Here is a 22,598-nt window from a genome sequence, read left to right as displayed (position 1 = left end):
ACAAAGCCTGTGCTGAGCTTGTCGAAGTGATCAATATGACATAGAACTTGATTTTTTAGACTGCCTCCTTAAATACTGTCTATAGCATCATCGTCTATAGCATCTTTTTCAATAAGCGTTACGGCTTTTTGCAACATTAAATTGTTGGGATAAGTCACCAAGTCGCCATTTTCTAAGCGTAAATGCAACTGAAAAGCCCTAATATCTTCAATAATGCCTTCTAATGGAAAATCTTTATCGTGAATTTGAATTTTATCGCCCACTTTATAAGGAAAAGAGAAAAACATAATGATGCCCGAAGTGATGTTGCTTAGAATAGACCAAATAGCAAATAACCCAATGCCAATTACTGCAAAAACAGAAGAAAAAAGTACAGCCAATTGCTCTATTTTCGTACCAAAAATAAATGGTATAACGATGAGTGCAATTAAAAACAATGTTACCGATACATATCTATTTATTAAATGGATACGAGCAATGTTAATACCGTTTTTTCTGAATATTTTAGTTATAAGCCTAGTTAAAATAAACCTAACAATAAGCAAAAAAAGTAGAAGAAATCCTGTTGCAATAAACTCGTTTTGATGAATTTCAAAATACATTTTAAATTTTATTTGAATTGAACGATAAACAAAGATACGTTAGAAACGCAACATAGCCTTGCTGTATTTTAGTTTTCACAAATCATTAACGATATCGTTTAATGTTCTGTAAACAATGTGCGTTGGTAAGCCCATCACATTAAAATAAGAACCTTCCATTTTTGTAACTCCAATAAGCCCGATCCACTCTTGAATACCGTAAGCACCTGCTTTATCAAACGGTTTGAAGGTATGTATGTAGTATGATATTTCTTCGTCGGATAACTCTTTAAAGGTGACTTTTGTAATGGCATTTAAGGTTTTTTCGAGGATTTTTGTCGTAAAGCAAACCGAAGTAATAACCTCGTGTGTGGCATTGCTTAACGATTTTATCATTTGAAAAGCATCAGCGTCGCTTTTTGGTTTTCCTAAAGCTTTGTTATGATGCCAAACAATGGTATCGCTAGTGATTAGGATGTCGTTTGCTTTCAATTCATCTTTAAAAGGTAGCGCTTTTAGTTGTGCTAAGTAATCGCTTATTTCAAAATGTCTTAGACGTGTTGGATATTCTTCAGCAATTGGTTTTAATCGAATTTCAAAATCCAATCCTAATGTTTTAAAAAACTCTTGTCTCCTGGGAGAACCAGAGGCTAAAATAATGTTGTGGCTTTTTATTTTTTCGTTCAGCATTATAATAAAATATACTTGTATAAAAGTAATGAAAGCATTCCAAAAAGCATTACTAACTTAAATACATTACTAATATGGTGAAAATCTTTTTTTGTCGATGCGCTAAAAAGTTTAATAGATATATAGAGTAGTGGGGCGATTATAAAGATTAAAAAATATAAAACGGCTACTTGGTTTTTATAAAGCGAATTAACAACATAATGACTAATAACAAATAAGGGGATAAAAGATAAAACGAACAGTACTTTAGTGGCTCGTTCACTACCAATGATAATAGGCAAGGTATTCATACCAGCTTTATGGTCGCCATTAATGTCTTCAAGGTCTTTGGTTATTTCTCGAAGTAAATTAATAATGAAAGCGAAAACCGCATAATCAAAAATAATCTTAAAAAAAGTTAATTGTGTTTGCTGGTTGATGCTTGTAGTTGAAGGAAGTAATTCAAAGATACCCACAATAATCAATGTTAATGCGACTAAAACTGAAATAACAATATTACCAATTAAAAGGGTTTGTTTTAAATAGCTTGCATACACATAAAGCAATACAGAAATGATAACAAATAAGGAGAAAAAGGCATTTCTATCTACCAAATGTGATAAATAAAACCCGATGCCGACACCTAGTACATTAAAAATGATAAACAAGTTGTAAGCGGTTTTTTCTGAAATGGATTTACCAACAATAAGTTTATCGGGTTTGTTAACAGCGTCGGTTTCAACATCAAAAATATCATTGATAATATTACCAGCAGCTGCGATGCAAATAGTTGCTAATATTAAAAGCGTCATTCCTAAAGTATCCAAACTTGTTTGAACGCCAAAAGGTTCTAAAAGTGCATATTTAATTAGTAATTGCACCATGGCAATCATTAATAAATTTTTCCAGCGGATTAGGTTTAGGTAGTTCAAAAGTTCAGTGTTCAGTAAAAAGTGTTCAGTGTTCAGTAAAAAGTGTTCAGTTTGGTAAAAGAATTAAATATTAGACATAAAAGTATCTATTAATAGTTTAATTGAAAAAACAACGACTATTAAAATTATAATTGATAGGATAATGGTTTTTCTCATTTGGAGTTTTTCCTGTTTCCTTATTTTATTTTTTATAATCTCTTTTTCGGCCTTGGTTAAATCTTTATGCGTGAAATTGAGTTGAAAATGAGTTTGTGAGTTTTGTTCAAGGGTTTCCTTAAGCGAAGAAAAAGCTCTTTTTGAATGTTGATTAAAGATGCTTTGGTTGTTGCCAAAACCAATATACCCAAAACCTGTGCTATGTCTTCTTTTATTTCTACTCAACTTAATTTTTTATGAAAGTTAAAAGATTATTGTTTAGAGCTTAAAGCCTATAGCCTATAGCATAGGCCTTTTATAGCGCCCATTTCCCCTGTACTTTTAAAACTTGCTCAATAACATCTCTAGCGGCACCCTCACCACCTTTTTTATGGGAGATGTATTTGGCTATTCCTTTTACTTCAGGAATGGCATCTTGTGGGCAACTTGGTAAACCCACTAGTTTCATTACAGGGTAGTCGGCAACATCATCACCCATATATAGAATGTTTTCCGACTTAATATTATTGGCTTTTATATAGGCTTCAAATTGTTTTACTTTATCATGTGCGCCCAGAAATACGTCTTTAACACCCAAGCCTTCTAAACGTAATTTAACACCTTCATTGGTTCCTGCGGAAATGATGGCCACATTATAACCTGCACTAACAGCAAATTTTAGAGCGTATCCATCTTTAATGCCCATAGTTCTTAATAATTCACCTGACGTTGTTACTAAAACAGTACCATCGGTTAATACACCATCTACATCAAAAATAAATGTGGTGATATGATTTAAATATTCTTTATAGCTTTTTTCTTCCATGTGTGCGTTGTATAGAGCTTGTTAATAGGTTGTAAATGTCTTTATGGTATGGGTCTTGCAAAAGTTTTAAATGCTTTTTTAAGGTTTTTTTATCGTTGCGCTTTGCAGGACCTGTTTGCGCCATATACGGCGATAGATCTTGCACTTTTTTGGCGGTTTCTAAAATGAGGGGTTTTAAAAGATCGAATTCAGCACCTTCACTTTCGGTTATTTCATGCGCTACTCTGTAAAGTTGATTCGTAAAATTATTTACAAAAACAGCTGCTACATGCAATACGTTGCGTTGGTCGGTATTTACTTTCTTGGTAGGGCTTCCAATAGATATGGCTAAATTTTTTAAAATGTGATAATCTGGACTTTCTAAGGCTTCAATACAAATAGGGACATTGGCAAAATCGATTTCTGCCGTTTTGCTAAATGTCTGTAGCGGATAGAAAACACCTCGTTTGTGTTTTTTATCAATATCGTACAAACTTGCAGCTCCCGAAGTATGTACAACCAACCTGTTTTCAAAAGGAAGTTGCGAAGAAAGTGATTTAATAGCATCATCACTAACAGCTAAAATATATAAATCGGCTTCTTTAAGTTGCCCTAAATCATCAATAATATCTACGTCGTTTTTATACGCTTTAATAGCGTTTATATTTCTGTTATACCATTGAATAATAGAAACTTGATCTACTTTATTGAAAGTTTTAAATAAGTGTGTTGCAACATTGCCTGCACCGAGAATTACTACTGAAATCATACGGCAAAAATACAGAAGTTAAGTTGGATTAAAAGTTATAAAGTTAAAAAGTTATAAAGTTAAAAAGTTAAAAAGTTTCAAAGCTACAGAGTTTCAAAGTTTCAGAGTTTCAGAGTTTCAAAGTCCCTAAGTTTCAAAACTGAAAAGTTCTTGAATTTCAAATTTTCAGATATTTAAAGTGATAGAATATTAAAGATTTGGCAATCCATACTAAGCCACTTAGAAGCTTTACGACTTATAAGAACTTTTAACTTTGCAACTTTGTAGCTTTGCGTCTTTGCCACTTTGCAGCTTTGCCACTTAGCAAGAAAAAATAACGTAATTTTGTAACATGCAAAAAGATATTAAAACCAGGGAAGATGTATATTTATTAGTGTCTTCATTTTATAAGAAAGTCAGAAAAGATGCTGTCTTGGGACCTTTTTTTAATGATGTTATAAAAGATTGGGACACACATTTAGAAAATTTAACTTCTTTTTGGGAAGCGAGTTTGTTTTTAAAAACCAAATATTTAGGGAATCCTTTGGAAGCGCACGTAAAAGTAGATAAAGAAACGAATAACAGTATTACAGAACTACATTTTGGTTTATGGTTAAACCTTTGGTTTGAAACTATTGATGAGCTTTTTGAAGGTGACTATGCAAATAACGCCAAACAGCGCGCCCGTAAAATGGGAACATTTCTGTATTTAAAGATTTTTGAAGCACGGGGTTAGTGGGCAGTGTTCAGTCGCAGTCGCAGTCTCAGTATGCAGTGTTCAGTCGCAGTTTCAGTATGCAGTGTTCAGTCGCAGTCTCAGTATGCAGTGTTCAGTAAGCAGCGTTCAGTGTTCGGTATGCAGTTGCTTTTTTCAGATGCTTTGTAACTCTGAAACTTTGAAACTTTACAACTTTGTAACTTTACAACTCATAACCTCATAACCCCATAACTCCATAACTCCATAACCTCATAAACTTATAAACTTTAACACTTCAAAATAAACTTAAAATACTTAAATTTGCACGACCTTAAAATTGGGTTCATATTATGCAAAATAAACTCGCCAAAATTCTTTTTTCAACACGACTTACCGGTATTTTATTTTTAGTATTTGCAGCAGCTATGGCTACAGGTACGTTTTTAGATGCCGGACAGGATACATCGCCAACGCCTTATACCAGAAATTTAATCTATAATGCTTGGTGGTTTGAGGCTATTATGGTGGTTTTTGTTATCAATTTTGCAGGGAATATTTTTAAATATCAACTGTATAAAAAGGAAAAATGGTCAACTTTAGTATTGCATTTAGCTTTTATTTTTATTCTGTTAGGTGCTTTTATTACCCGATACATCAGTTTTGAAGGGATGATGGCCATTCGGGAAGGTGCTACCGAAAACACATTTCTGTCACAAAAAACATATATAACAACATACATTGATGGCGATTATGAAATTGATGGCGTTGCCCAACGTTTACCTATTGAAAAAGAAGTTGATTTTTCTGGGCGTTTAGAGAATGACTTTAAAATAGAAACCAAATACAACCAACAACCCGTAACCATTGAGTTGGAGAAATTTATAAAAGGTGCGGAAGAAGATATTGTTCCAGACGAACATGGCGAAGCCTATTTAAAAATAGTTGAAGCAGGAGGCGGTGCGCCACATAACCATTTCTTAAAAGTAGGTGAGGTGCAAAGCATTCATAATGTCTTATTTGCGTTAAACAAACCAACAAATGGTGCCATAAATATTACTTATGAAAACGATCATCTTACTATCCAATCCCCATTTGAAGGCGAATATATGGTTATGGCAACGATGGCACAGGGCACTTTGGTTAAAGATAGTTTACAGCCTTTAATGCTACGTGCACGTTATGTAATCGGTGATATGCAAATGGTATTTCCAAAGCCTGTTGTAAAAGGCGTTTTTGATATCGTACAAAAATCACAGATTTTAAAGAATGATGAAGATGGTGTTGTGCTAAAAGTAACAACCAATGGCGAAACCCAACGTGTTGGTTTGCTAGGAGGTAAGGGTATGAATAACGCTTTTAAACAGGTTTCTATTGGAGGATTGGACTTTGCCTTTAAATACGGCTCTAAAGTTATGGAGTTGCCTTTCGCCATTAAACTAAACGATTTTGAAGCAGAACGTTATCCAGGTACCGAAAAGGGTTATTCGGCTTATTCAAGTCAAATAACGGTTGTAGATGAGAAAGAAGGAAGCTTCGACTATAAAATTTTTATGAATAATATATTGGACCATAGAGGGTATCGCTTTTTTCAATCGAGTTTTGATCCCGATGAAAAAGGCACGATTCTATCTGTAAACCACGATTATTGGGGCACTTTAATTACCTATATTGGTTATTTTTTACTATATTTTGGATTGTTGGCTATTTTGTTTACTAAAGGATCTCGTTTTGGCGATTTAAAAAACCAATTAGAAAAAGTAAAAGCCAAAAAAGCAAAATTACTAGGAGTTTTTATTTTATGTTTTGGGTTGAATTCGTTTGCTCAAACACATTCTGAAAACGATGGACATAACCACAGAGCGAAACCAACAAAGACGCAAATAGATTCTGTTTTGGCAGCAAACATCACCCCAAAAGAGCATGCCGATGCCTTTGGACATTTGGTGATACAGGATTTAAGTGGGCGTATGATGCCGGTGAATACGTATGCCTCCGAAATGCTTCGCAAATTAAGCAAGGATGATACTTATGGCGATTTTGATGCGAACCAAGTGTTTTTATCAATACAGGAAAGCCCAATGCTTTGGTACAACGTGCCAATTATTTATTTAGCAGCTAAAAAAGCAGATACCATAAGGCATCTTATTCAAGTAGATACCAAAGAAAAATATGCAACCCTTGCCGATTTTTTTACTGAAAGAGGTGAATACAAATTAACCCCATTTTTAGATGATGCTTATAAAGCTTTAGCGCCTAATGGATATCAAATGCAAATTAAAGAAGCAGACCAGCGTGTTAATTTACTATATAACACCATTGAAGGAGCTTCGTTAAAAATATTCCCGATTCCAAATGATGAAAACAACAAATGGATTTCTGCTTACGATTACCAACATGGTGATTATAAAGTACAAGATTCCCTTTATGGAAACTTTATAAAGAATGGTTTCAGAATGTATTTGTATACATTAAATACAGCGAAACAAACGGGCGATTTTTCTGAAGCAACAAAGTTATTGGACGCTTTCAAAAAAACACAACATCAAATTGGGGCTTCGGTCATGTTGAGCGATAAAAAAATCAAAACTGAAATTCTATACAATAAGTACGATATTTTTAAAAAACTATTTAGTTGGTATTTATATGCAGGCAGCTTATTGTTTGTGTTATTAATTGTTCAGATTTTTAAGGAGAAAAGCAACCCTTTAGATACTTCCATAACGGTTTTTAAATTCATCATTTTAGGGTTGTTTATTTTACACACTTTAGGGTTGATTACACGATGGTATATCTCTGGTCATGCACCTTGGAGTGATGCTTACGAATCGATGATTTATGTGGCTTGGGCAACGATGCTTTTTGGATTGATCTTTGGAAGAAAAAGTGATTTAACCATGGCATCTACAGCATTTGTAACCGCTATGTTGCTTATGATTGCCCACTGGAACTGGATGGATCCCGCCATCGCCAACTTGCAACCTGTTTTAAACAGTTATTGGTTGATGATTCATGTGGCGGTTATTGTGGCAAGTTACGGTCCCTTTACTTTAGGGATGATTCTGGGTGTGGTATCATTATTATTAATGATTTTCACCACCGAAAAGAATAAACTTAAAATGGATTTAAACATTAAAGAACTTACCATCATAAACGAAATGGCGCTAACCGTAGGCTTGGTGATGCTAACTATAGGAAACTTTTTAGGAGGCATGTGGGCAAACGAAAGCTGGGGACGCTATTGGGGTTGGGATCCAAAGGAAACTTGGGCACTTATTAGTATCATGGTTTATGCCTTTGTTATCCATATGCGATTAATTCCAGGACTTCGTAGTAGATGGTTTTTTAACCTCATGTCCATTGTCGCTTTGTCAAGTATTATTTTTACCTATTTTGGGGTTAATTTTTACCTATCGGGTTTACATTCATACCAGTCAGGTCAACAAATTGCGAGTTTTAATATTATTGCCATAACCATTGCTATAGTTGCTTTATTAGCCGTTTTTGCATATCGTGGGTACTCTAAACATTATAAAAAATAATTTAGTACATGACAAAAATCCAAATATATTCAGATGTCAGTCTGAGCGCAGTCGAAGACATTGGAAGTATTGTTTTTAATAGCATTTCGACTTTAGTTTATCTTGAGCATTATCGAAAATGAAAATATATTTTTATTTGAAAATAAAAGCGTAGCTTACGAAAGGCTCAATGTGACACGCTTCAATTTTTGTCATGTACTAAAAAAAAACAACTGTTGTTATGGCTAAAACGGGTCGGGATAAAAACACAAAAAACAAAGCAAAGCATTCCAGGTTAATGGTTCAAAAAAAGAACAAGAAAAAGGAAGAGGAGCAGCTACGAAAAGAACGTTTAAAAGCCATTATTCAAAAAGCAAAACAAGATAAAAAGGATTAGAAACTGTTTAAGTTTTATTATTGGAATGTTTTAACTTAATAACATGGCGCTCGCGATAGCGGGGAATTTTTTGAATGTTTTAGTTTCCATAATATAAAATAAGAGCATAAACCATACGTACCGAACCAAAATAGGTTGTATAAAACCAAATCGAATTTGTTTTTTACAAGTGTGGTAAATTTCACAAAAAACCTTATATTTGGTTCATGGAAACAGCAACAAAACCAAACCACATAGGCAGAAAGATTAGCCGTATCAGAGAGCTAAGAGGCATGAAACAAGAAACACTAGCCGAAGAACTGGGCATTAGCCAACAATCCGTTTCTCATTTGGAACAATCCGAAACCATTGAAGATGACAAACTGGAGCAGATTGCAAAAGTTTTAGGAGTTACCAAGGAAGCAATTGAAAATTTTTCTGAGGAAGCTGTTTTTAATATTATGAATAATACATTTCAAGATAATAGTTCGAACAACAACAATTACCTTTGCACAATTAATCCCCTAGAAAAAATTGTTGAACTCTACGAACGTCTTTTAAAATCAGAACAGGACAAAATCGAGTATTTGGAAAAGCTCCTCAATAAATAATACCATACCAGAAGAAAGTAATTGCTAATTTATTTAATTCCCTTTTATATGTTATCCGGCTGAAAGGAGCATATTTAAAGGGAATTTTATTTCACGGTGTTGTAGTGCGTTTTTTTATTTATTATTCTTCCCAAATGCAATTTCAAAAGAAGAGTAACCTTTAGCCTTCAACTTCATTTTTTCTAAAAGGTTTTTATTTTCATTCTTATATTTGTCGTTAGAAATATGATTGTATATTTTAATCAAGTCATTATAATCCCATTCTTTTCTTTTATTAATGATATGATTGCTTTCAGAAAGATAAATTTTCAGATAATACTCAACATTTCCTCTTCCAAATCCCTGCGATTTAATTCTAATTGAAGTGTTTTCAATTTTGTCTGACTCACTCCAATCTGTGTCAATTTCTTTGCCTTGTATTAAAATATTTCCATTATTTATTTCAATCCGATTAATAGAATTTCTAACCATAAAATGAGTAATAATTGCCCAAACAATGGAATAGCCAAGAATTATATAGAGAGTAAAATTCAAGTCAGTCAATTTATAACTAATCAAGGATATAATAGTAACTACAATAACTGGTGAGAAAAATTCGGTTTTGAATCTTGCAAAATAATTTTTGTTTTCTATTGTTTTATATTCTATTTCCATTTTTTATCAAAAACGCATTAACCTTTGATTAAGCACTAAACTAAGCATTATTTATACGGTGTTACCACCAGTTATTTCTTTTCCTCTTGTTTAGGAAATTCATAATCTATTTTTCCTTTAATTCCATAGAAATAGAGATATTGTCCGTGAGCTGTAATATGTAAATGTGATCCCCATTGTTGTGCTATTCCAGCAGAAATTAAAAATGCTACATTGTCATCAAATTGCGAATAGCCCCTATAAAAAGGTTTTTCTTCCTCAGCTATTTCATTTAGAAAATCAATTGCAGTTAGATTTAATCTTTCTGTGCAATATGATAAATTTAAAAAACCTTGCCAATCAAATTTGTCATTTAGATGAGAAGCAAAAAGGTTAGCAAGTATTTTCGATTTTTCAATTTCTAATATTCTTTCGTTGAGTATCATTATTTGTTCAACTACTGAATTTCGATATTTTTTGTCGGTTTTAAATTTCTTTTGAAATTCAATTTTTATTGAGTCTTTGAGCTTTGCAGAATGAAATTCTTTTAGAAATGTCAATAATTTTTTTGCAAAATAAATCTCCCGAACTTTCATTCCACCTTTTACAATACCAACAATAGACTTTACAATTGGGATTTCTTTAATTGCTTCATTATCTAAAAAAGAATCCAATGCCAATTCAGCATAATTAACTGTCAAATCCATAGTTGGTGATTCTAATCCATCTTGAATTACTTTTTCAATTGATTTTTCATTCTTTTCCTTTGGTTTCATCGGTTTGTTCTAATTGGTGGTAACAACCATATAACCACAACAAACAGCTATTCAATTGTAGTTATATTCTTTATACATGCAATATATTACTTTTTAATAAGCTATTAAATAAAAAAAAACACGCCTTGTTGCAAAATGTAGTTTCTTATATATGCTTTCTTTAGCTTTAATATTGCTACGAAGTCACTGACTTTAAAGAGCTGGTCTAACGGGCTAATAACCGGTTCTGTCAACAGGACGTTTATGTTGGATCGTACCGACCATAAGAACGCTATTTATTGTGCCTTGTTTTTTTCTTGTTTAATTATTCCGATGACCTTTGTCAATTTATTCATGCTATTTTTTGAATTCAGTCTAAACAAAAACTCAATAAATACAAACCTTAAAGTTAAAATGAATAGAATAATTCTTAATGCATTTTCTAATTCGCTCCGAATTAATGAAATAATTAATCCTGAAATGACAAACAAAATTAAAGCCCCTAAAAGCAGTTTGTATATTTTACTTATTTGAATTTCCAATATTCCATTTTTGTTATCTAATTTTCCTTTAATGATACAAAATGACCCAAATATTTTTTTTGCTAATTTTATTTCAAAACTATTTTGATTTATCTTTCCGATAAATATTTTATTCCATTCCACAATAAATTGTTCGTCCGACAAAGTTTCATTTTGTAAGTCAGAAAGAGTTTTCGAACTCTCATTCTTTAAGTCAATTAAATACTTTGTTTCTGGAAATATCTTCAATTAGTTCAGGTTTTTTAAATGAGGTACAACACCCATACAACCACAACAAACAGCAATTCAATTGTAGTTATATTCTTTATACATGCAATATATTACTTTTTAATAAGCTATTAAATAAAAAAACTTATTGCAAAATGTAGTTTCTTATATATGCTTACTTTAGCTTTAATATTGCTACGAAGTCACAGACTTTAAAGAGCTGGTCTAACGGGCTAAGAACCGGTTCTGTCAACAGGGCGTTCATGTTGGGTCGTACCGACCATGCGAACGCTAGTTATTGGCAATAGTCTTTTTCGTCATTCATAGTTTACTACTTTGTTGTCTTTTATGATTATAAAAAAGCTATTACCATAGGACACATTTTGTTTCATTCTTTCAGAATACGACGGAACCATAATCGGTAGATTTTCTATAGTTTCAAGTCCGATTTTTTCTAATTCCTTGTTGATTGATTTAATTGAACTTTTCCAAGGTTTGGTTGAGCCGTCAATTTGTACTAAAAAACCAACTTTCAAAGTGTCATTTTCAATTCTAATATTTTCTTTTTCCAATCTCTTTAGCACTAAATCTCTAACTTTATTGTTCATACAGCTTATTTTGGTATCACTATTTTCACAATCTGGGAAAGTTGGTTCTTGACTGCTAACGATTGGATTTTCAATATTCGGTATCGGTTTTCGATTTCGTTTAATCAACTCTGCGTTTTCATAATCAGGTTTGTCTTTTAGATTGACTGCTTGGTATGATAGATATATTTTATGAGATGGAAAAATCTTTTTTGACGTGTCATACTGGTTTGACATCGTTATGTTCAATTCTACATCTGTTTTTCCAAGTGACCATTTTACCTGTTTATTGTATGAATTGTTGTCGTCGACAATAGTTGGAAGATTTCCCGTTATCGTTCCTTTTCCATAGTTTTTTGTTAAAGACTGTTCCAACATTGAATAGAATTTGGCTAAATCATTTCTAAAGTCTTTACTTTTTCTATTGTTCAGTTTTTTATTGTGATTTGCCACATCCCATTCGTTTCTAATTTCTTTAATTAAGCTGTCTTTCTTGAAAAAAATATACCGAACTATTAAATCAACATCGGGAACACTCCCGTCAGACCTTATGTATGAAATTAGCCCTAAATCCTTATTAGTTGTTTTATAGTCAGAGTCCGAAATTTTTCCACCAACAAAATCCTTTTCTTTTTCAAAATAGTCTTTTAGCGAGCTTGAATTTATATCAACACTTTGATTTTGACCTATCCCAACAAATGGTAGTAAGAAGATTAGGAATAGTAATAGTTTGTTCATTAATTCACGGATGTTTTTCAAGATTATTGCTAACAATCGTATAACCACAACAAACAGCAACTCTATCGCAGTTATATCGTTTATGTATGCAATATATTACTTTTTTACCTATGGATTTATAAAGGTTTATGCTTTTTGTTTAAAAGCCATTATAGACCATGTTTTATTGCGCAATAATCGTCTTGAACTTAGACTGCAATAACTTCCATAAAAAACAAACGCCCTTAAAAGGGCGCATTTATATCTTGTTTTTATAAAATTATGGGCTTGTGCAACGGTTATCGGTAACTGGCTTTTTATATTTTTAGTTTATTCCAAAAGGATTTTTTCGGAATTATATTTTTTCTTTTATTGTCAAGTACTTCTTTAGAATTGGCTTTTATCAACAAATCTAAAAAGGCATTATATCCATTTCCGATTTTATATTCTAATTCATTTTTATAAAGAGGAAACAAAGAGTAAATATTAATAATTTTCCCATTTTTTTTAATTTGTGTAAACTTTTCATCAAAAGTTACAGGAGGTAATATTATTCCACCAACAAAGTCCGTTTCAGCGCTATAAGTTTGCAAATCCGCTGTAGCCTGAATTGTATGCCCAATTCCAATCCAAGTATCGTATTGATGAGGAAATTTAGCTGTTTGTTTGAGCATAGAAATAATCCAGTCATTTATATTTTCACCAGTATAAACTTGCTGAAATTCAATATCTTTTGGTATGAGTAACATTAGCTCGGCAAATCTTAAATCTTCTTTATTCTTTGCGCCTTCCTCAACATTCATTTCAAGCGAACTCATTCCGGAAGTCAATAAAATATTAAAAGAATGTTTTTTAGAATTTATAAAGTAAATATGTACTTTAAAATCAAACGTCATAATTTCATGGAAAACTTTTATTTCACTTTCGGAATAATATTTATCCAAATGGTCAGAAATATATTCGGCGTGCTCGTCAAAATATTTCTTGTTTTGAAAATGGTCTAATGTTTCTTTTAAGTTCATTTTTTTAGCTTATTGCCAACGTGTTTGTGCAAAGTTGCGTGTTTGAGGGCGAGGATTTTGCTTCGCCAGTTCGCTGCGCTCGTGTCCGAAGGAAAATCGGAAGCCAGCAAACAAGCAACCAACTTTGTGTTAGCTAAAACTAGCAATTTTTTATACACGGTGTGTTCGTTTTTTACCATTCAACAAATTCCGTATATTCTTTATTTCTATAATCTGCAAAGTCCTTTATTTTATTCAATTCAGCGTTCTCAATATTTAATTCCCAAATAGATGAATTTTCACTCCAAGGGTCAGTAAGAATTTCAACTATTTTTTCGTTTTTTATTCTCAAAGAGTGAATCCATTCAAACGATTCATTTCGATATTTTTTTCTTTGAGTTGGTTTCCACAAAATCAGATGAATTCCACCTATAATTGTCCAATTATTATTTGAGTCAATAATTCCACAGTTTGGGCTTCCATAAAATTCTTCTTCGAATAAAATTTTCCCGCTAGATTTTTCTTTTAATTGAACTAATTCGTGTTCAAATTCAAGTTTCAATTTTTCTGTTTCGTAAAGAATATTCATTTATTTTCGAAGTTTTTTAAATGACACACAACAATTGTATAACCACAACAAACAGCAACTCCATTGTAGTTATATGGTTCATGTATGCAATATATTACTTTTTAATAAGCTATTAAATAAAAAACTTAGTCTAAAATATAGTTTCTTTTATATGCTTACTTTTCTTTAATATTGCTACGAAGTCACTGACTTTAAAGAGCTGGTCTAACGGGCTAAGAGCCGGTTCAGTCAACAGGGCGTTCATGTTGGGGGGTATCGACCACACGAACGCTAGTTATTCTACACCGTTTTTATTTCAGCGTAAGAATTTAAAATTCAACTTATTTCCATCAATTAGTAAAATTCCGTCCTTTTCGCTTTCTGCAATCTCAAAAGTAAGTACTTGTTTTCCGTTTTGTAATTGTTGATTGAATTGAGGATAAAACTTAAAATCAAAAGTATAGATTGGTTTCATTTTTCCGTTTTCAATTTCGGCAATGTAAGTTCCGTCATCATCATTGTATATATGCACTAATTTGCTTTTAGCAACAAAGGAAGTCGGAATGTAAAAATCCATTGTATCTAATACTTTTTCAATTCCTTTTTGATTTTCACTTCCAAAACGTCTTTTAAAATCCCATTCCGATTTTTCAAGCTTTCTTGGGTCAGAAATTTTATTGACACTTGCAAATCCAATCATATGTCCCATATAATTAGTGACAAAATATTCAGCTCCGATTTTGTTTACAACGATTGGGCAAGTAGATGAACCCTCAAATAATTCATTGGTTTTTTTATCTTGGAAGAATATTGTTCCTCCCCATTCTCCTCGACAAGTTGAATACACATTAAATTGTTCGTCTTCGTACGTTTTAAATGCTCTTGTTTCGGTCGGTTGAAAATCTGCAACATATTTTCCTAAAACAAAATTTTCCTCATCAAATTGGGCTCTTTGTAGAAATAGACTATCATTTTCTATTCGAATGTCATAGTAAATCATATTCTGTATTCCTCCAGGTATAAAAACATCCTCAACAAAACTCCCATTTTTGTCAAGTACAACCATTTTCTTTAAAGACTTTGTTGTGTTTTCTCGATTTGTTTCAAACATACAGTAATACTTATCATTAAAATAAGTTACTTTTCTTAAGTCTCCGTTTATTGAAAAGTCAAAAGTGTCTTTACTTATTTTAAATTCCGAACTTTTATTAGATATTTCTGTTCTATTAATTGCCAATGTTTTTTTATTTCGGTTTTTTCCGCAAGATGCAATTAGGATAGAAATTAATAAAATCAGAAGTATGTTTTTCATTTAGTTACAAAGTTTTTTTCAAATGGTGTAGAACACTCATATAACCACAACAAACAGCAGCACCATTGTAGTTATATCGTTAATATGTTTACGAATATAATAAAAAACGACCTACAAAAAACATTTTAAAAATGTAAAGTAGGTATGACGGCAGTCTTAGTTTAGTTTCGTTCGCCCTTTGTTCGGGCAAATCCCCATCCAAAAAATAGACCCCCGAACCGTAGCTGAACAAAACCCGAACAAAACGCTAGGACACTTGCTTTTTTATTTAAGAAAATAAATGGACCTCAAAACGTAACAAGCTTCAATTTAAGCCTGCCAGAATTTAACTAAACTGCTTTGCTAAAAAATCAAAAAGCCCTTGAAAAGGGCTTAAATGAATTCGTTTTTTATGAATTTATGGACTTGTGCAACGGTTACCGGTGTTACCCAATGTTTTTTACTCGTACACCAAAGATAGTCTATCGTTCTCATAATTTTTTACTCTTATATGGGGAATGAATTCTTCGATTCTGTCAATCTTAAATATTTGGATGTATGAATGTTTCCTTCCTTTCTTTGGTCTTTTTAATTTATACACAATACCTGTATCAATGTAATCTAGCGTGAATTTTACCGATTTCTTTTGTGTTAAGAATTGAAATGCTCTTGAACTTATATTATCTGTTATTCCAAAAATTAACATCTGTTTTTCAAAGTCAATATCAGAAATATCAAACTGAAGTCCATATTGTTTTTCAAAAGCAATCAGTCCATGTTGTGTATTTATTTGACCAGAATAAACTCTATCATTTTCTTTTCTAGTTACAAGTTCAGAAAAAACTTCATTTATTTCAATCTTTTGATATTTCTCATATTCGTGCTGCGGGTTTGATTGAAATATGAGAAATAACACTCCTACAAAATAATATACTAACTTCATGACTTGCTTGGTTTAAATATTGGGTAACAATTGTATAACCACAACAAACAGCAATTCAATTGTAGTTATATTCTTTATACATGCAATATATTACTTTTTAATAAGCTATTAAATAAAAAAAAAACACGCCTTATTGCAAAATGTAGTTTCTTATAGATGCTTACTTTTTCTTTAATATTGCTACTAAGTCACAGTTTTTAAAGAGCTGGTCTAACAGGATAAGATCCAGTTCAGTCAACAGGGCGTTCATGTTGGGTCGTACCGACCACACGAACGCTAGTTATTAGCATACGTTTTTTAATTCAGTTAGTTCATTTATTATTTTTGGAAAATTAGTTGGGTCAAATTCAAATTCCATTTTTACAAGATCTGAATCTTTTTGGTAAGGACTTTCTTTTTGAATTTTCAGCTCCACAGATAAATGTCCGAGATTGTCAATATTCCGAAATCTTAAATAAAATTCGTCTGGACTCATACTTTCCATTTTAATGTCTCCAGTTCTGGTTTTGTCTAATTCAGTTAGCTTTTGAATGAAAGATTCCAAATCCGTTAACGAAATCCAAATCGGCCGATTAAATTCAGCATTTAATTCCTCAGTTGATAGATTTATTTTCAAACGATAACTCGGATAATTTACAGTTTCAAAATCAGATATATTCAGTTCTATTTTTCGATTTCCTATTTCATTTTGTATCGTCATGTTCAAATGTATGCTAATGTGTATAAGATTAGTTGCGAGGATTTTTGTAAGTAGGCTTGCACTAACAGTTAATTTTATATGGTATTCTAGTTATTAGGTGCAGTTTTTATTCCATTTTTTTTCTATTCAAACCCAAGTTTAAGGTCAAACTCAAAAGTCCTTTATCGATTGGCTGAAAATTTTTATTTGTCAAAATCAAGTGCGGATTTATCGTCAATTTACCTTTTTCTCCGCCAATTCCAATGAAAGGAACTAATCTTAAAGTCCAATTATCAAAGTCTGTATAAGTTACCAATTCTGTTCCAATAACAATTCCCATCAAATTTATAGCTCCGCTTATTTTAGGACCAATTGTGAATTTTTCTGTATTCAGTCCAATTTCAGTTCCAATTCCATATTGATACCCACCACCGTGTCTCCCACCATACATTGCTTTGTTTATTCCGATATCAAGTAGGTGAAAATTTTTGTCATTCGGGTCGCCGAAGCTATAATTATATCCCAAATTCAGATTCAGAGATTTATAATGGTCATAGTCCCTTTCCTTTCGGTTTTGTCCAAATCCGACACTTATTAAACAAACTAAAAATATAATTGTTATCTTAATTTTCAATGTTGAGTTTTTTTTTCAAATTGCACCTAACAATTGTATAACCACAACAAACAATAACACCATCGTAGTTATATCGTTTATGTATGCAATATATTACTTTTTAATAAGCTATTAAATAAAAAAAACACGCCTTGTTGTAAAATGTAGTTTCTTAGATATGCTTACTTTAGCTTTAATATTGCTACGAAGTCATAGACTTTAAAGAGCTGGTCTAACGGGCTAAGAACCGGTTCAGTCAAAGGGCGTTCATGTTGGGGCGTACCGACCATGCGAACGCTAGTTATTGCTAACTGTTTTTTATTTTCCGAAATATGGATCAAACAATTTAATTATAATTCGGGTCATATTTTTTTATTTCAATTCTTTTAGAACTTAATTACAAACCGTTCAAATCTAAATATGGAATTGAAATTCCAAGCAACAAAACTACTAATATGACTATTTCAATTTTTCTTCTAGCAGATTCCGCTAATCCATAAGTTATTAATGTCGTTACTGCTAAATATATTAATGAACTGAATAAATAATTGTTTCGAACAATATTGGCGAATAATAAACTGAATAAAATATTAAAACTTCCATATTGTCCAATTACTCCATTGAAACTTAATAAAAAACTTATGGAATTAATTAACAAATAAAGGATTGCCAAAATTCTAATATTTTTTTTTGTCATTTTATAAGTCGATTATCCATGGTCTGTTCAAATAGTTGGCAACGTTTATATGTATATCTTGGAAAGTTGCGTGTTTGCGTGCGAGGATTTTCCGAAGGAAAATCGGAAGCCGGCAAACAAGCAGCCAACTTTGTGTCAGCTAAAACTAGTAATTTTTTTTTACGGTGTTGGCACACGTTATTTTATTTTTTTCATAATAACATCTGTAATTGGCGCGCAATCTGTTCCACCAGTTGAATTATCAATATATTTAATTTTAACTTTAGTAGAGTCCAAAGCAACTCTTATATAAATTACGTATTCTTTCTGGTCATTTGAATATTCATCAGTATCATATCCATATCCGTCGTCATCCACATCAATTTCTGAATCCGTCCCGTAATTTTTATTAAATGCTTTTCCATAATATTCAGTATCACAAGGCATAGTTTCTGAACTTAAATAATAGTCGATACTGTCTTTTGATATAAATGTAATTCCGATTAATTGCCTAGAATCCATTCCTTTGTATTCATAAACTTTAGAATACTTAGCAGAAAGAAAGTCAAACATTTTTTTGGTCGATTCTGAGTTCATTTCCGTTGAATCAACTTGAGTTTTGGTTTCAGATCCGATTTCTTTTTCTAATTCAGAGCTATTCAATTGTTCAGATTCAGTTGTCTTATTTTTACAACCAATGAATATTAAAATCAGAATAAATATTTTTATAGTTCCTATTTTCATCTAATGTGTGCCAACAATTGTATAACCACAACAAACACCATCCCCATTATAGTTATATCGTTTATAGGTTTACGAATATAATAAAAATCCACCTACAAAGAACATTTTAAGAATGTAAAGTAGGTATGACAGCAGTCTTAGTTTAGTTTCGTTCACCCTTTGTTCGGACAAACCCCCATCCAAAAAATAGACCCCGAACCGTAGCTGAACAAAACTCGAACAAAACGCTAGAGGACGCTACGAAAGGCAAGTGCCAAAGCACCGTAGCACCCGTATTTGGAACACTCACTCAGTTTCTGGGACTTCGAAAAGTAAATACCATAGGCATAGCGCAGGCAAACAAGGTGATGCACATGTCCGCTGTTGCTTATAACGTTAAAAAGTATTTGAAGTTTACCAAAAAACTACCAAAAAGCAGTGCTAGAGAACTTGCTTTTTTATTTAAGAAAATAAATGGACTTCAAAACGTAATAAACTTCAATTTAAGCCTACCAGAATTTAACTAAACTGCTTTGCGAAAAAATCAAAAAGCCCTTGAAAAGGACTTAAATGAATTCGTTTTTTATGAATTTATGGACTTGTGCAAGGGTTACCATTGTAGCACGTTTTTATTTTATTAATATTTCAATGTCTTTTGGAGTGAAATTTTCTTCTATTCCGCTGTAGACAGTATGACAATTTCCTTTTATAGTTATTTTGTGATTTACGAGAAGTTCCGATTTCTCTACACTATCTGCTATATTTAATTCAGGTATTTCAAAAATTATTTTTTCTTTGTTTTCTGAAATCATTCCCTTAAAAGTTTTTTTAAATGGTTGAGTCTTTGAAATGGTAAATTCATCCAAATACTCGCTTTCGTCTTGAGTTAAACTCGGTCCCTCAATGAAATGTTTTTTTAATTCTTGAGAAAACCCTTGGTCTTCTACATTTGAATGAAATGAGATTTTCAGATTATTTAGATTTTTAAAAATTCGGATTTTCTTTTCTCCGCTTTTAGGATAAATCAAAGCAGTTATTTCAAAATTATCATCCGTTTTGTAGGTTTCTTTGTCAGTCGTAAAATACATTTCGGTATCAGAAAAGTCATTTTTATTACAACTAAAAGTCAAAATCAAAAGCAGGAAATATGTTAATTTATTCTTCATTTCTCAAATGTACTACAACAATTGTATAACCACAACAAACAGCAATTCAATTGTAGTTATATTCTTTATATACGCAATATATTACTTTTTAATAAGCTATTAAATAAAAAAAAACACCTTATTGTAAAATGTAGTTTCTTATATATGCTTACTTTTTCTAATATTGAAAAGAGCTGGCAGTTTAAAGAGCATCAAGCCATGTATCCAACAAGTAGAAACTCAAAATTGTAACGGTTTGGAAGGATTGGGGAGATTGTGCGCTTTTGGGTTTTAGGGGCGGTTTGTGCATTGGTAAAAACTAAAGGTGCTTAAATGTGCGGTGGACTTTTCTAAATCATGGCATGAAAACTAATGGTATAGTGCTTAGTATTTTTAATCAAAACCCATTTCTGAGTAATACCATCTTTTATCCACTTGTATAATCCTGTATGATGCTCCAATAATACTGTCATTTCCAAAATTCCGAGGATTTTTATTGAAATCATAAATTATCCGTCTCTCCACATCAATTATGCTACTTGACCTATTAATAAAAATAATCAGACTGTCATTTTCTTCGATGAATCCAGAATAATTCGGATTTTTCTTCCCGCTATTTTTTACAACTAAATCAATGTCCAAGTCACGAATATCTCCAATTATGAATTCATCAATTTCATCTCTGTCATAAGTTCCATTGTCATATTTCTCTATTTTTGACACTAAATTGTTCAGGTCATCTTTATACTCCAAAACCCTATTTTCATCAAAAGGGCTACAAGAAATAAGAGTTGATGATAAAATAATTAGGACATTTTTTTTCATATTATTACAACTTTTTGCGTGTATGGAAAGTTATGTGTTTAATAGAAATGACTTTACAAATAAAAATCGGAAGCCAGCAAATATGCAACCAACTTTGTGTTAGCTAAAACTAGCAATACGGTGCCACACGTTTTTTAATTAAATAATCTTCCTTTTTCTCTTTCATTTTTCATATAGTCAATAATCGCTAACCACATTATGGCACTTGATATTATTTGATATTCATCGCTGATAATGTGTAAATAAGTCAGAAGACCATTCGTGTAAGCAGCAAACACCCAAAAAAGCTTTAAAAAATCAAGTCGTTTTTTTATTGGTTTATTTAGAAAACTTAAAGTATAAGTTATCACAATTCCAATAAAACCAACAGTCATAATCAGTCTGTTGTATTCCCAATGTAATATTCTAAGCAATGCTGCAATTAAAATTATTGCAATAAAAAGTTTAGCTATTTTGAAATATCTGGTCTTTATAAATGTTCCATTGAATAGTAGCATTAGAAATCCGATAAATTCACTAATTCCAAGTCCGAGTTGAGTCCAAAATTCAGTATCTGGATTATCGTTAAATTGTGATATTAAAAAGCCGATTAGAGCTATTACAAGTCCAATTCCGATGATTGCTATATAATAAAAGTTCTTTGTTTTCAAATGTTGGGTAACAATTATATAACCACAACAAGCACAATTCAATTGTAGTTAGATGGTTTATGTATGCAATATATTACTTTTTAATAAGCTATTAAATAAAAAAAACACGCCTTATTGTAAAATGTAGTTTCTTAGATATGCTTACTTTAGCTTTAATATTGCTACGAAGTCATAGACTTTAAAGAGCTGGTCTAACGGGCTAAGAACCGGTTCAGTCAAAGGGCGTTCATGTTGGGGCGTACCGACCATGCGAACGCTAGTTATTGTGCCTTGTTTTTTTCTTGTTTAATTATTCCGATGACCTTTGTCAATTTATTCATGCTATTTTTTGAATTCAGTCTAAACAAAAACTCAATAAATACAAACCTTAAAGTTAAAATGAATAGAATAATTCTTAATGCATTTTCTAATTCGCTCCGAATTAATGAAATAATTAATCCTGAAATGACAAACAAAATTAAAGCCCCTAAAAGCAGTTTGTATATTTTACTTATTTGAATTTCCAATATTCCATTTTTGTTATCTAATTTTCCTTTAATGATACAAAATGACCCAAATATTTTTTTTGCTAATTTTATTTCAAAACTATTTTGATTTATCTTTCCGATAAATATTTTATTCCATTCCACAATAAATTGTTCGTCCGACAAAGTTTCATTTTGTAAGTCAGAAAGAGTTTTCGAACTCTCATTCTTTAAGTCAATTAAATACTTTGTTTCTGGAAATATCTTCAATTAGTTCAGGTTTTTTAAATGAGGTACAACACCCATACAACCACAACAAACAGCAATTCAATTGTAGTTATATTCTTTATACATGCAATATATTACTTTTTAATAAGCTATTAAATAAAAAAACCTAGTCTAAAATATTCTTACATATGCTTACTTTTTCTTTAATATTGCTACGAAGTCACAGACATCAAAGAGCTGGTCTAACGGGCTAAGAACCGGCTCAGTCAACAGGGCGTT

24 protein-coding genes and 1 pseudogene are annotated in these 22,598 nt (G+C 31.7%); 5 read left to right on the top strand and 20 right to left on the bottom strand.

The genetic code is table 11. The features are described from left to right. Positions 1 to 68 precede the first annotated feature (68 nt). From CJ739_RS19320 to CJ739_RS19295, 5 genes are all read right to left on the bottom strand, one after another. Positions 69 to 602 (bottom strand): mechanosensitive ion channel domain-containing protein, encoded by a 534-nt coding sequence (locus tag CJ739_RS19320; RefSeq protein ID WP_117178320.1) that lies wholly within the window; start codon positions 600 to 602, stop codon positions 69 to 71. 75 nt (positions 603 to 677) lie between these two features. Further along, positions 678 to 1,271, bottom strand: coding sequence for a Maf-like protein (locus CJ739_RS19315; protein WP_117178318.1), 594 nt, complete (start codon positions 1,269 to 1,271; stop codon positions 678 to 680). Next, entirely contained in the window at positions 1,271 to 2,182 is a 912-nt protein-coding gene (locus CJ739_RS19310; protein ID WP_117178316.1) for a geranylgeranylglycerol-phosphate geranylgeranyltransferase, read from the bottom strand. Before CJ739_RS19310 ends, CJ739_RS19315 begins: the two co-directional genes overlap by 1 nt. Before the next feature lie 451 nt (positions 2,183 to 2,633). Beyond that, entirely contained in the window at positions 2,634 to 3,143 is a 510-nt protein-coding gene (locus CJ739_RS19300) for a KdsC family phosphatase (RefSeq protein ID WP_117178312.1), read from the bottom strand. Beyond that, the gene (locus CJ739_RS19295; RefSeq protein WP_117178310.1) at positions 3,124 to 3,891 is read right to left on the bottom strand and encodes a Rossmann-like and DUF2520 domain-containing protein; all 768 of its coding nucleotides are present in this window, start codon (positions 3,889 to 3,891) and stop codon (positions 3,124 to 3,126) included. The genes CJ739_RS19300 and CJ739_RS19295 overlap by 20 nt, the downstream gene beginning before the upstream one ends. A gap of 331 nt (positions 3,892 to 4,222) precedes the next feature. Here CJ739_RS19295 and CJ739_RS19290 point away from each other — a divergent pair, with 331 nt between their 5' ends. From CJ739_RS19290 to CJ739_RS19280, 4 genes are all read left to right on the top strand, one after another. After that, positions 4,223 to 4,606 (top strand): group III truncated hemoglobin, encoded by a 384-nt coding sequence (locus CJ739_RS19290; protein ID WP_117178308.1) that lies wholly within the window; start codon positions 4,223 to 4,225, stop codon positions 4,604 to 4,606. Positions 4,607 to 4,917: 311 nt separating this feature from the next. Then, a complete protein-coding gene (locus tag CJ739_RS19285) occupies positions 4,918 to 8,106 on the top strand; it encodes a cytochrome c biogenesis protein CcsA (RefSeq protein WP_117178306.1) in 3,189 nt (1,062 codons plus the stop codon). 220 nt (positions 8,107 to 8,326) lie between these two features. Continuing rightward, entirely contained in the window at positions 8,327 to 8,482 is a 156-nt protein-coding gene (locus CJ739_RS20425) for a hypothetical protein (RefSeq protein ID WP_162880273.1), read from the top strand. A gap of 206 nt (positions 8,483 to 8,688) precedes the next feature. Then, positions 8,689 to 9,072: a helix-turn-helix domain-containing protein gene (locus CJ739_RS19280; protein ID WP_117178304.1), complete on the top strand. Its 384-nt coding sequence runs from the start codon at positions 8,689 to 8,691 to the stop codon at positions 9,070 to 9,072. A 114-nt stretch (positions 9,073 to 9,186) separates the two neighbouring features. Here the strand turns inward: CJ739_RS19280 and CJ739_RS19275 are convergent, their stop codons facing one another. From CJ739_RS19275 to CJ739_RS19205, 11 genes are all read right to left on the bottom strand, one after another. Beyond that, entirely contained in the window at positions 9,187 to 9,726 is a 540-nt protein-coding gene (locus tag CJ739_RS19275) for a hypothetical protein (protein ID WP_117178302.1), read from the bottom strand. A gap of 71 nt (positions 9,727 to 9,797) precedes the next feature. Continuing rightward, positions 9,798 to 10,481, bottom strand: coding sequence for a hypothetical protein (locus tag CJ739_RS19270; protein WP_117178299.1), 684 nt, complete (start codon positions 10,479 to 10,481; stop codon positions 9,798 to 9,800). A gap of 275 nt (positions 10,482 to 10,756) precedes the next feature. Further along, the gene (locus CJ739_RS19265; protein WP_117178268.1) at positions 10,757 to 11,230 is read right to left on the bottom strand and encodes a hypothetical protein; all 474 of its coding nucleotides are present in this window, start codon (positions 11,228 to 11,230) and stop codon (positions 10,757 to 10,759) included. A gap of 296 nt (positions 11,231 to 11,526) precedes the next feature. Continuing rightward, a complete protein-coding gene (locus CJ739_RS19260) occupies positions 11,527 to 12,534 on the bottom strand; it encodes a hypothetical protein (RefSeq protein WP_162880272.1) in 1,008 nt (335 codons plus the stop codon). 296 nt (positions 12,535 to 12,830) lie between these two features. Next, on the bottom strand, positions 12,831 to 13,535 hold the full coding sequence (locus CJ739_RS19250; protein WP_117178293.1) for a suppressor of fused domain protein: 705 nt from the start codon (positions 13,533 to 13,535) through the stop codon (positions 12,831 to 12,833). A gap of 172 nt (positions 13,536 to 13,707) precedes the next feature. Beyond that, positions 13,708 to 14,103, bottom strand: a complete 396-nt coding sequence (locus CJ739_RS19240; RefSeq protein ID WP_117178289.1) for a hypothetical protein — start codon at positions 14,101 to 14,103, stop codon at positions 13,708 to 13,710. A 295-nt stretch (positions 14,104 to 14,398) separates the two neighbouring features. After that, the gene (locus CJ739_RS19235) at positions 14,399 to 15,394 is read right to left on the bottom strand and encodes a hypothetical protein (protein ID WP_117178287.1); all 996 of its coding nucleotides are present in this window, start codon (positions 15,392 to 15,394) and stop codon (positions 14,399 to 14,401) included. A gap of 439 nt (positions 15,395 to 15,833) precedes the next feature. Continuing rightward, a complete protein-coding gene (locus tag CJ739_RS19230; protein ID WP_117178285.1) occupies positions 15,834 to 16,316 on the bottom strand; it encodes a hypothetical protein in 483 nt (160 codons plus the stop codon). A 283-nt stretch (positions 16,317 to 16,599) separates the two neighbouring features. After that, on the bottom strand, positions 16,600 to 17,016 hold the full coding sequence (locus CJ739_RS19225) for a WapI family immunity protein (RefSeq protein WP_117178283.1): 417 nt from the start codon (positions 17,014 to 17,016) through the stop codon (positions 16,600 to 16,602). A 106-nt stretch (positions 17,017 to 17,122) separates the two neighbouring features. After that, positions 17,123 to 17,629, bottom strand: a complete 507-nt coding sequence (locus CJ739_RS19220) for a hypothetical protein (RefSeq protein ID WP_117178282.1) — start codon at positions 17,627 to 17,629, stop codon at positions 17,123 to 17,125. 853 nt (positions 17,630 to 18,482) lie between these two features. Next, positions 18,483 to 19,028 carry a hypothetical protein gene (locus tag CJ739_RS19205; RefSeq protein ID WP_117178276.1) on the bottom strand — a complete coding sequence of 182 codons (546 nt, stop codon included), beginning with the start codon at positions 19,026 to 19,028 and terminating at the stop codon, positions 18,483 to 18,485. Between the two features lie 242 nt (positions 19,029 to 19,270). Between CJ739_RS19205 and CJ739_RS20795 the strand changes: the two are divergent. Then, positions 19,271 to 19,445, top strand: a pseudogene (locus CJ739_RS20795) (transposase); the annotation flags it as partial. Positions 19,446 to 19,636: 191 nt separating this feature from the next. Here the strand turns inward: CJ739_RS20795 and CJ739_RS19195 are convergent. The 4 genes from CJ739_RS19195 to CJ739_RS19180 all read right to left on the bottom strand — a co-directional run bounded on the left by CJ739_RS19195 (position 19,637) and on the right by CJ739_RS19180 (position 22,361). Beyond that, positions 19,637 to 20,173 (bottom strand): hypothetical protein, encoded by a 537-nt coding sequence (locus CJ739_RS19195; protein ID WP_117178274.1) that lies wholly within the window; start codon positions 20,171 to 20,173, stop codon positions 19,637 to 19,639. 372 nt (positions 20,174 to 20,545) lie between these two features. After that, positions 20,546 to 20,977 (bottom strand): hypothetical protein, encoded by a 432-nt coding sequence (locus CJ739_RS19190; protein ID WP_117178272.1) that lies wholly within the window; start codon positions 20,975 to 20,977, stop codon positions 20,546 to 20,548. 134 nt (positions 20,978 to 21,111) lie between these two features. Then, positions 21,112 to 21,627 (bottom strand): hypothetical protein, encoded by a 516-nt coding sequence (locus tag CJ739_RS19185; RefSeq protein WP_117178270.1) that lies wholly within the window; start codon positions 21,625 to 21,627, stop codon positions 21,112 to 21,114. A gap of 260 nt (positions 21,628 to 21,887) precedes the next feature. Beyond that, entirely contained in the window at positions 21,888 to 22,361 is a 474-nt protein-coding gene (locus tag CJ739_RS19180; protein ID WP_117178268.1) for a hypothetical protein, read from the bottom strand. Positions 22,362 to 22,598: the final 237 nt, after the last annotated feature.

The sequence above is a fragment of the Mariniflexile sp. TRM1-10 genome, from assembly GCF_003425985.1.
Taxonomy (GTDB): domain Bacteria; phylum Bacteroidota; class Bacteroidia; order Flavobacteriales; family Flavobacteriaceae; genus Mariniflexile.
Note: the sequence above shows the minus strand (reverse complement) of the source record. Positions and strands in the feature narration are given on the sequence as shown.

Coding starts and splice junctions, on each gene's coding strand:
- CJ739_RS19300 (WP_117178312.1), bottom strand. CDS start 3,143: ATGGAAGAAAAAAGCTATAAAGAATATTTAAATCATATCACCACATTT.
- CJ739_RS19205 (WP_117178276.1), bottom strand. CDS start 19,028: ATGAAAATAGGAACTATAAAAATATTTATTCTGATTTTAATATTCATT.
- CJ739_RS19190 (WP_117178272.1), bottom strand. CDS start 20,977: ATGAAAAAAAATGTCCTAATTATTTTATCATCAACTCTTATTTCTTGT.
- CJ739_RS19320 (WP_117178320.1), bottom strand. CDS start 602: ATGTATTTTGAAATTCATCAAAACGAGTTTATTGCAACAGGATTTCTT.
- CJ739_RS20425 (WP_162880273.1), top strand. CDS start 8,327: ATGGCTAAAACGGGTCGGGATAAAAACACAAAAAACAAAGCAAAGCAT.
- CJ739_RS19240 (WP_117178289.1), bottom strand. CDS start 14,103: ATGAATATTCTTTACGAAACAGAAAAATTGAAACTTGAATTTGAACAC.
- CJ739_RS19230 (WP_117178285.1), bottom strand. CDS start 16,316: ATGAAGTTAGTATATTATTTTGTAGGAGTGTTATTTCTCATATTTCAA.
- CJ739_RS19290 (WP_117178308.1), top strand. CDS start 4,223: ATGCAAAAAGATATTAAAACCAGGGAAGATGTATATTTATTAGTGTCT.
- CJ739_RS19315 (WP_117178318.1), bottom strand. CDS start 1,271: ATGCTGAACGAAAAAATAAAAAGCCACAACATTATTTTAGCCTCTGGT.
- CJ739_RS19295 (WP_117178310.1), bottom strand. CDS start 3,891: ATGATTTCAGTAGTAATTCTCGGTGCAGGCAATGTTGCAACACACTTA.
- CJ739_RS19195 (WP_117178274.1), bottom strand. CDS start 20,173: ATGAAGAATAAATTAACATATTTCCTGCTTTTGATTTTGACTTTTAGT.
- CJ739_RS19235 (WP_117178287.1), bottom strand. CDS start 15,394: ATGAAAAACATACTTCTGATTTTATTAATTTCTATCCTAATTGCATCT.
- CJ739_RS19250 (WP_117178293.1), bottom strand. CDS start 13,535: ATGAACTTAAAAGAAACATTAGACCATTTTCAAAACAAGAAATATTTT.
- CJ739_RS19285 (WP_117178306.1), top strand. CDS start 4,918: ATGCAAAATAAACTCGCCAAAATTCTTTTTTCAACACGACTTACCGGT.
- CJ739_RS19280 (WP_117178304.1), top strand. CDS start 8,689: ATGGAAACAGCAACAAAACCAAACCACATAGGCAGAAAGATTAGCCGT.
- CJ739_RS19275 (WP_117178302.1), bottom strand. CDS start 9,726: ATGGAAATAGAATATAAAACAATAGAAAACAAAAATTATTTTGCAAGA.
- CJ739_RS19260 (WP_162880272.1), bottom strand. CDS start 12,534: ATGAACAAACTATTACTATTCCTAATCTTCTTACTACCATTTGTTGGG.
- CJ739_RS19270 (WP_117178299.1), bottom strand. CDS start 10,481: ATGAAACCAAAGGAAAAGAATGAAAAATCAATTGAAAAAGTAATTCAA.
- CJ739_RS19225 (WP_117178283.1), bottom strand. CDS start 17,016: ATGACGATACAAAATGAAATAGGAAATCGAAAAATAGAACTGAATATA.